The sequence below is a fragment of the Komagataeibacter swingsii genome (genome assembly GCF_003207895.1).
GTDB classification, from domain to species: Bacteria; Pseudomonadota; Alphaproteobacteria; order Acetobacterales; family Acetobacteraceae; genus Komagataeibacter; species Komagataeibacter swingsii.
The window spans coordinates 1-7,631 of record NZ_NKUB01000054.1; the positions used below are offsets into that span (position 1 = coordinate 1).

Genomic DNA, 7,631 nt, shown 5'->3' on the forward strand with positions numbered 1-7,631 from the left:
CGCCCATGAATTCCGGCAGGCTTACAATGCTCAGGCCATAGTCTGCGCCGAAGGCAGCCAGTTGATCGTGACAACCGGCGTTGTCGCCACATCAGCGGATGCGCCGTCCTTTGCCAGCACCGTGTTGTCAATGGAAAACACGATCGGTCTCCCAAAGACAGTGCTCGCCGACACCGGTTACGCCAGCGGGCAGGCGGTCCGGAAACTGCGGGAAAAAGGCATCGATCCGCTGGTCGCCATTGGACGGCCCTGCGGGCATGGGTATGTTCCTGTTCAGCCAGTGTTTCGACAAAGGAATCCAGCCGATCCAGGCGGGTTTCCCAAACACGACGCTCCCGTTCGAGCCAGCCTTGTGCAACTGTGAGCGCGTCGGGGCGCAATTGGCACATGCGTACGCGCCCCATTTTGCGGGAGACAACGATCTCGCTCTCTTCCAGCACGCGGATATGTTTCATGAAGCTGGGCAGCGCCATGCTATGGCGCTGCGCCAGATCGCCGACGCTGGCCGGGCCATGAGCTAGCTGCGCGATGACCGCGCGACGGGTGCTATCCGACAGGGAGTGAAAGATGCGATCACGGTGAGCCATGTGGCTAACTAATCGCATCCTGAGCCGCCCGTCAAGAAAGTAATCCAATTAGCTAAGTTTTCCGCTGGATGCCTGACTCAAACTTAGCGGTGTCTCAACCGAATCACCAACTTGTGATATCTGTCGTCAGGAAAAAAGCACCGCCAATTCTACGCCTGACTACGCCTCAGTACGCAGCACACGATGCAGCAAGCTATCCCTTTGAAAAGGGTCAATTTTCGTAGTTGCGCCGCGTTTCCCCGCGCGTGATGGTCCTGTTCTCTCCAGACGGAAAGGGCAGGATGATGACGGACAGGAACCGTACGCCGGAGACCGGACCGCTCTCGCCGGTCAACGATAACGAACGGACGAACGAGATCAAGCCCGACATGCTTAACCCGGTCATGAAAGCCCGCATGGACGAACTGGTATTCGTCCTGGCCAGAATGCTGGGACGCCAGATCGCCGCCAACGACAACGCCTCCCGTGCCGGGACCGATATCAACCAAGGCGAGCCGGATGGATGATGCTCACGTCGTTCGATGCGACACAACCTATCGGGTAGGTACACCTGATTTCACACTTCCCATTTTCGTACAAATGTATTACATATGTACTGCAATTAGGGAGACAATCATGTCCGCCGTGACGTTCCGTGTCGATGACACCCTCAAGGCCGCCGCCGTCGCGAAGCTGTCGGCGCAAGGCATGTCCCTGTCCGACGTGCTGCGCGACACGCTGGCCTATATCGCCGAGACCGGCCAGCCGCCCGTCAAGCGACGGCTTGTGACCGATGAAGATGCCAGGCTGATCGAGATCGTCCGCGAACGCCTCGCCGATCCCGCGCCGCGTCATCGCATGACGCTGGCGGAATTGAAGGCCCGCCATCCGGATGACTGAATATGCGATCGAATTCGACGATCGCGCCCTCCGCGAGTGGGATGGGCTGGACGGGAGCGTTCGCAAGAAATTCGAGAAGAAACTCGAAAAACTGGTCCTAAATCCGTATTCTCCTGGCAACGAACTACACGGCGATCTCGCGGGACTCTACAAGATCAAGCTGCGCCAGGACGGCTACCGCCTCGTCTATCAGGTCGTGGAACAGCGGATCGTCATCTTCGTCATCGCGGTCGGACGCCGCGAGGACAACGAAATCTACATGTCGGCAACCGGGCGCGTGCCCACACCGCCGATCGATCAGAGCAATCGGCTGAGCAACAAGGGCCGCAAGAGATAAGCCGATAAAATCGTTTCCCGATAGTAGGCCGTCAGGAGATCCGCCATGACCCGTGTCGCGCTCTATGCCCGCTATTCATCGGACAACCAGCGGGCGGCGTCGATCGAGGACCAGTTCCGCCTCTGTGAGGAACGCGCCACGCGCGAGGGCTGGCAGGTCGTGGAGTATTACCGCGACGCGGCCATCTCCGGGGCCAGCATGATCCTGCGCCCCGGCATCCAGACCGTGCTGCGCGACGCTCAGGCCGGGCAGTTCGACGTCGTGCTGGCCGAAGCCCTCGATCGCGTGTCCCGCGACCAGGCCGACGTCGCTACCCTGTTCAAGCGTCTCCAGTTTGCGAGCGTCACCATTGTCACCCTCGCGGAAGGGGAAATCAGTGAGCTTCATGTCGGCCTGAAAGGAACGATGAACGCCCTGTTCCTCAAAGACCTGGCCCTGAAGACCCATCGCGGCCTGCGCGGCCGGGTCGAGGCCGGCAAGTCCGGCGGCGGGATCTGCTACGGCTATCGCGTCGTGCATCAGATGGACGTACGGGGCGAACTGATCCGAGGTGATCGCGAGATCGACGACGCGCAGGCGGAAATCGTCCGCCGCATCTTCCGGGAATTCGCCTCGGGGCGCAGCGCGCTTTCCATCGCCAGCCGACTGAATGACGAAGGCATCCCCAGCCCTACGGGCGGCAAATGGAACAACACCACGTTGCGGGGCAATGCCCTGCGCGGCACCGGCATCCTCAACAACGAGCTTTATATCGGCCGGCTGGTCTGGAACCGGCTGCGTTATCTGAAAGACCCGCAGACGGGGAAGCGTGTGTCCCGACTCAATCCACAATCAGAGTGGATCGTCACCGATGTTCCAGATCTGCGGATCATGGACGATGATCTCTGGCAGGCTGTCCGTGCCCGGCAGGCGCTGATCGCGGCGAAGAGCGTGAATATCAGTGCCGGTATCCGCGCCTCCCTCAACAAGCTGAATGGCCAGCGCCGCCCGAAATCCCTGCTCTCCGGTCTGGTATTCTGTGGGGTATGCGGCGGTCCTTGCTCGATCCGGGGTGGTGATCGCTTCGCCTGCTCCAGCCACATGGACAACCGGTCCTGCACCAACAGGACCACGATCCGCCGCCCGGAACTGGAAGACCGGGTGCTATCCGGTCTCAAGGACCGGCTGATGACGCCCGAAGCGGCGGCTGAGGCCATGCGCGCCTATTTCGAGGAAACCAATCGCGCCAACCATGAGCGCCGCGCCAGTACAGCGGGATGGCAGGCGGAACTGACCAAACTACGCAAGGGGCTGAAACAGATGCTCCAGGTGATCGAGGATGGCGGCTATACGCGCGGCATGGTCGAACGCATGCGCGAGATGGAAGCCCGCGAAGACGAACTGGTCGCCCTGCTCGCCGCCCAGCCCCAGGACGTGCCGGACATTCATCCCAACGTCGCCGGGATCTTCAAGCACAAGGTAGAGCGGCTGACCGAGACGCTGAACCATCCCGAGGACCGGCAGGAAGCGTCCGAGGCCATCCGCGCGCTGATCGAGAAGATCGTGCTTCATCCTGGCAAGGGTCGGGGCGAGATGCACGCCACGCTCCATGGCGAGCTTGGCATGCTGCTGGAGTTCGCCGCCTCACGCGGTCAAGGGGCCAAAAACACGAACACTCCCGGAGCATTGCTCACGGGAGTGTCGGTATCGGTGGTTGCGGGGGAAGACAACCAACGATACTTGCGATTGGTGGACCGCAAGATACCCCGCCTCGCCGCATGACAGGGTAACCATGCCAAAATGCGTGCGGACATCCAATCGGAATCCTTGTCCCAGGCAGGCCGCCTCATATATGATCCCATAATACAGGCAACCTATGAGGCAATACGTCATGTCTGAGACTACGTTCCTCTCCGACGCCTTCGATCCATCAGGGCTGATCGCGGCGGAACGGCTGAGCAATATACTGCATATCACGAGGGGCGAACTGGCCGCTACGCTGGGTCTGTCACGTGACGCCGTCTCCAAAAGCGCCCGTCTCGGCCGCCCCGCCACCCAGACAAGGCTGCGCGACATGGTCGAAATCCTCAATCGCGTCAGGCCATGGACAGGTTCAGCCCAACAGGCTTTCGCATGGTACCGGTCACAACCCCTGCCCTCCTTCGGTGACCAGACTGCCGAGGCGCTCGTCCGAGAGGGGCGCGCCGACGCCGTCCGGCGCTACCTGGATCGAATTGCAACCGGCGGTTACGCGTGAGGTTTACCGGACGGGTATTCAGGGCTCACAATCCCCGCTGGTCTTTCACCCCATTATCAGGCGATGGTGCGGCGCTTCACGGAGGTCGGTTCAACCCGGTCGGCACACCTGCCCTTTACACATCACTTCGGATGGAGACGGCCTGGCTCGAAGCCCAGCAGGGCTTTCCATTCAAGCCGCAACCTTTGACGATCTGTGCCTATGACGTCGATAGCGAGCCCATCGTCGATCTGACCAATCTCTCCAGTCTTAACGATCGGGGTTTCTCCCCCGCCACCTTGGCATGTCCGTGGGAAGACCTTGCTGACCAGGGCAAAACACCGCCTTCATGGGAACTGGCAAAGGCGCTCATGGCCGACGGAGCAGCAGGCATCATCGTCCCGAGCTTCGCCCCTGGAGCGACAGAACACGACAGAAACCTCGTCTTCTGGGCATGGTCAGACAGTCTGCCCTCCCGTGTAACCGTCATTGATGATGAGAGGCGACTGCCCACAACCGCAGCGTCGTGGCCATAAGCTGACTGGAAAGTGAGATTACCGAATGTCAGCTATCCAGCGCCCAAGCTTAACGATAGCAATGGGGAAAAGCGGTATGGCGGCTTATTGCGGAAGGTAGTTCTTCCTCGGAAGTTATAATCTCCATAACGGCTACTTCCTTCAGCGGCACAGTCTCCCAGCAACGCTGTCGAATTGCCGGTCATAGCCATGGAGTGGGAGTTTGCTCAGGACATAGTCGATGGGCGAAGAGGCGTAGTGCGGTTCATGGTCGTCGTGCTCGCTAATCGGAATGCTCCGCCAGTTCGACCGCGACCCTCTCGGTCCAGTTTCCCTCCGGCACCAATTCGGTCTCATTGACACCGGTTTTTAGCGCCTCTATATTCGGTGCCCATGAGACCGATTTTGGAGCCACTATGTCCCATCGTACCGTAACAACAGCGCGAGCGGCCGAGATTGTCGGTGTCGGATACGAGGGATTGCGCTCTTATCTGAAGCGGGGATTGGGTGGCCGTGCAGGAATGTTACCCGGCTTTTATAAGCCGGGCACCGACATCCACGACGATCCCAACCCGCGTGCGAAGTGGAAGCGTTTCAGTGTTCCTGACCTTTGCCTGTTTCGGATGGCGAAGCTGCTGATCGACGCGGGCTTCACCTTTGAAGCCGCGAATTCCGTCGTATCTCAACAGGACCTCTGGTCCGCCTTCGCCCACGACAGGAAGCCTGTTCCTCGGTTGATGGCGATCTGGCCGCCGTACGGCGACCACATCATCTACGAACCCGACCAGATGGAACTCCTGAAGAAGGCGCTTGAGGAAGCACCCGAAATCGTGACGCTGATCAATCTCAGCGAAGTACATGCTCATGTCCTGGCTGCACTCGGGAGCGAAGGCAGCCCGCAGGCCGACGCCGAGCAATCGGCGGCATGAGCGGCGTAACACAAAGCCCGAGTACTGTTCGCCGCCACACCCATTTTGGGCTGGGAAGGCGAGCATAACCAATTATCGTAACGATGTCCGGCGATCTGGCGCGCCAGAGACGAATTCACTTCCGTGGCCGATGAACGTCTGAAATATGCGGCGCTCGAACTTCACATGGCGATGGAGTCGCTAACCTATGATCACGCCTTGACCTACAAGGATGAGTTTCCGCCCGCCGGATACGAGACGTAGCAGCCACGCAAGATGATGGCCATTGCCAGCGTGGTCGCTGGCGCTGTGCCGTCCGCCCCGGTGGCTCCGGGGTACCCTGCAGCGCCACGTTATCCCATGGCACCGGCTTATCCTCCACCCTATTGAGTGGGCCGTTCATGGTCCGTTGAGGGCGGCTGACACATTTCAGGTGAACGGGACGCTGATAGACACAATCCGTTTCCTGTTCCCCGTGGAAGCAATACCAGCAGCCCGATGATACCGACGACCGCAAAGAGCGCGCCGTCGTAAAATACGGCCGCGTGACCGATATGGTCCCATAATTCTCCGGCGACGATGCTGGCCACCAGTTGGAACAAGCCAACCGTTGCGCTGTACCAGCCAATCCCGGTGGCTCGCAGTTCTGGCGGCACGAGATCGGCTGCCAGCGTCTTGCCGATACTGCGTGATATGCCCTGATACAGGCCATAAACGACAAAAAGTACCGGAAGCAGAATACCATTCCTGGACAGAGCAAAGCCGAGAGACGCGATCAGGAAGATAACGAACGAAAGCAGCAGCATGCTCCTTCGCCCCCATTGATCGGACAAATATCCGGCCGGATAGGAAACCAGGGCCGCCGCCAGGTTGAAGACCGAGTAGATCAGGATGGTAGCCTGCAAGGATATTCTGTGCCGCTTGCGCGAAGCCGTCTATCAGCCCGACAATACTGCCCGAGGCACCCAGCGTCTGCGTCAGAAAGACTGGCAGGACCGGATAGAGCATCTCCGTCGAAATATCGGTAAACAGGCTTGCGATGGCCAGAAGGACAACGTTCCGTGAAAGTCCGGTGAAGCAAGTTCGGGGCATCCATCGATCCACCCATGAAGATTGACCATCATGAGAGGGAGAAAGCCCTGCTCACCCCACGGTTCCGAGGCTGCACTCCTTTGTGGTGGGGAGGGGCGGCCCGCCTAACGCAGTTCGATTCCCGCAAGCTCGGCCATGTCCGTTTTGCAAAATTTATCAAGGCCGGACCTGTGACTGGCATAAGACGAGTGCGGCCTATCTGCTTAATTCTTGAAGCCGACAGATGGCTTTGGGGGGGTACCGGAACGACAGCTTCCCATTCGCGTAGAAGATGTAGCGGACGCTCATTCACGAGTGATCAGCGCACGGCAGTGCGGGATACATCGGCTTGTCTAGCTCAACTCTCCGTCATAGCTATAATGCCTCCTGACATTATTGGTGGATTGTTGCGGCCATACGGTCGATAGGATGAGGGCGCTACTGACGCGCCAGAATGAGCGCGTCCGAGAAGTTCATCCTTCAGGCTTTCTGGAAGCGTGTTCCACCAGCTTGGACGAAGGAAAATATTCTCCAGTTCTTCGAAAACAATTTGTGCAAGGATGTCAGCCTTGTCCCTGTCGGGCAATGCGTCGAAAGCTCCAACGTATGTGGCGCATGCACTTTCGCTCTCTCCAATCCAGCCGAACACGGCAATGCTTCTACCAGCGTAAGACGTGATAGTTAGAGTCAGTTGGTCGGGATCGAACTTTCCGGGCGGGCAGGCTTGAAGCCTCCTGCTGTCGATATTGATCTCAGGTACAAAGCTGCCGCTGGCAACCAAAGGTAAAAGCCTGTCGAACCGATAGGCGCGGTGATGAAAGCCAGTGGTACGGCGAACTGGCGATCATCCTGCGCGGCGACCTGGCGGCGATCCTGCAGTTCGCGGCGCACAAGAAAAACGCCACGGTCCATCCGGACAGTGGCGTTCTTGATGCGTTCGGATCGCAAGTATCGTTGGTTGCGGGGAACCGCACACTACGATCCCGGCGAAATGTGGCGAATGGTCATTCGCAAGCGTCGTTGGTTGCGGGGGCAGGATTTGAACCTGCGGCCTTCAGGTTATGAGCCTGACGAGCTACCGGGCTGCTCCACCCCGCGGTGGTGAGGGGTGACTGGAAG

General features: G+C 59.3%; 9 protein-coding genes, 1 tRNA gene and 2 pseudogenes. 8 read left to right on the forward strand and 4 right to left on the reverse strand.

Features of this window, described 5'->3' with window-relative positions; genetic code table 11:
• Positions 1-301, forward strand: a pseudogene (locus CFR76_RS18310) (transposase); the annotation flags it as partial.
• 73 nt (positions 302-374) lie between these two features.
• Here the strand turns inward: CFR76_RS18310 and CFR76_RS18585 are convergent.
• A pseudogene (locus tag CFR76_RS18585) lies at positions 375-605 on the reverse strand (ArsR/SmtB family transcription factor); the annotation flags it as partial.
• 263 nt (positions 606-868) lie between these two features.
• On the opposite strand from CFR76_RS18585, the gene CFR76_RS16750 reads away from it, so the two are divergent.
• From CFR76_RS16750 to CFR76_RS16785, 7 genes are all read left to right on the forward strand, one after another.
• Positions 869-1,093: a hypothetical protein gene (locus CFR76_RS16750; protein ID WP_110557920.1), complete on the forward strand. Its 225-nt coding sequence runs from the start codon at positions 869-871 to the stop codon at positions 1,091-1,093.
• A gap of 109 nt (positions 1,094-1,202) precedes the next feature.
• Complete coding sequence (locus CFR76_RS16755) at positions 1,203-1,466, forward strand: type II toxin-antitoxin system RelB/DinJ family antitoxin (protein WP_110557921.1); 264 nt, start codon at positions 1,203-1,205, stop codon at positions 1,464-1,466.
• Positions 1,459-1,803: a type II toxin-antitoxin system RelE family toxin gene (locus CFR76_RS16760; RefSeq protein ID WP_110557922.1), complete on the forward strand. Its 345-nt coding sequence runs from the start codon at positions 1,459-1,461 to the stop codon at positions 1,801-1,803. The genes CFR76_RS16755 and CFR76_RS16760 overlap by 8 nt, the downstream gene beginning before the upstream one ends.
• A 45-nt stretch (positions 1,804-1,848) precedes the next feature.
• Positions 1,849-3,564 (forward strand): recombinase family protein, encoded by a 1,716-nt coding sequence (locus CFR76_RS16765; protein ID WP_110557923.1) that lies wholly within the window; start codon positions 1,849-1,851, stop codon positions 3,562-3,564.
• Between the two features lie 109 nt (positions 3,565-3,673).
• Positions 3,674-4,039 carry an antitoxin Xre/MbcA/ParS toxin-binding domain-containing protein gene (locus CFR76_RS16770; RefSeq protein ID WP_110557927.1) on the forward strand — a complete coding sequence of 122 codons (366 nt, stop codon included), beginning with the start codon at positions 3,674-3,676 and terminating at the stop codon, positions 4,037-4,039.
• Positions 4,036-4,554 carry an RES family NAD+ phosphorylase gene (locus tag CFR76_RS16775; RefSeq protein ID WP_081471034.1) on the forward strand — a complete coding sequence of 173 codons (519 nt, stop codon included), beginning with the start codon at positions 4,036-4,038 and terminating at the stop codon, positions 4,552-4,554. The genes CFR76_RS16770 and CFR76_RS16775 overlap by 4 nt, the downstream gene beginning before the upstream one ends.
• Positions 4,555-4,949: 395 nt before the next feature.
• Positions 4,950-5,462, forward strand: coding sequence for a hypothetical protein (locus tag CFR76_RS16785; protein WP_146222720.1), 513 nt, complete (start codon positions 4,950-4,952; stop codon positions 5,460-5,462).
• A gap of 362 nt (positions 5,463-5,824) precedes the next feature.
• Here CFR76_RS16785 and CFR76_RS16795 read toward each other — a convergent pair whose 3' ends face one another.
• From CFR76_RS16795 to CFR76_RS16805, 3 genes are all read right to left on the reverse strand, one after another.
• Entirely contained in the window at positions 5,825-6,346 is a 522-nt protein-coding gene (locus CFR76_RS16795; protein WP_244191998.1) for an MFS transporter, read from the reverse strand.
• Between the two features lie 853 nt (positions 6,347-7,199).
• Positions 7,200-7,460, reverse strand: coding sequence for a hypothetical protein (locus tag CFR76_RS17885; RefSeq protein WP_146222721.1), 261 nt, complete (start codon positions 7,458-7,460; stop codon positions 7,200-7,202).
• A gap of 73 nt (positions 7,461-7,533) precedes the next feature.
• A tRNA-Met gene (locus tag CFR76_RS16805) sits at positions 7,534-7,610 on the reverse strand.
• Between the last annotated feature and the right edge of the window lie 21 nt (positions 7,611-7,631).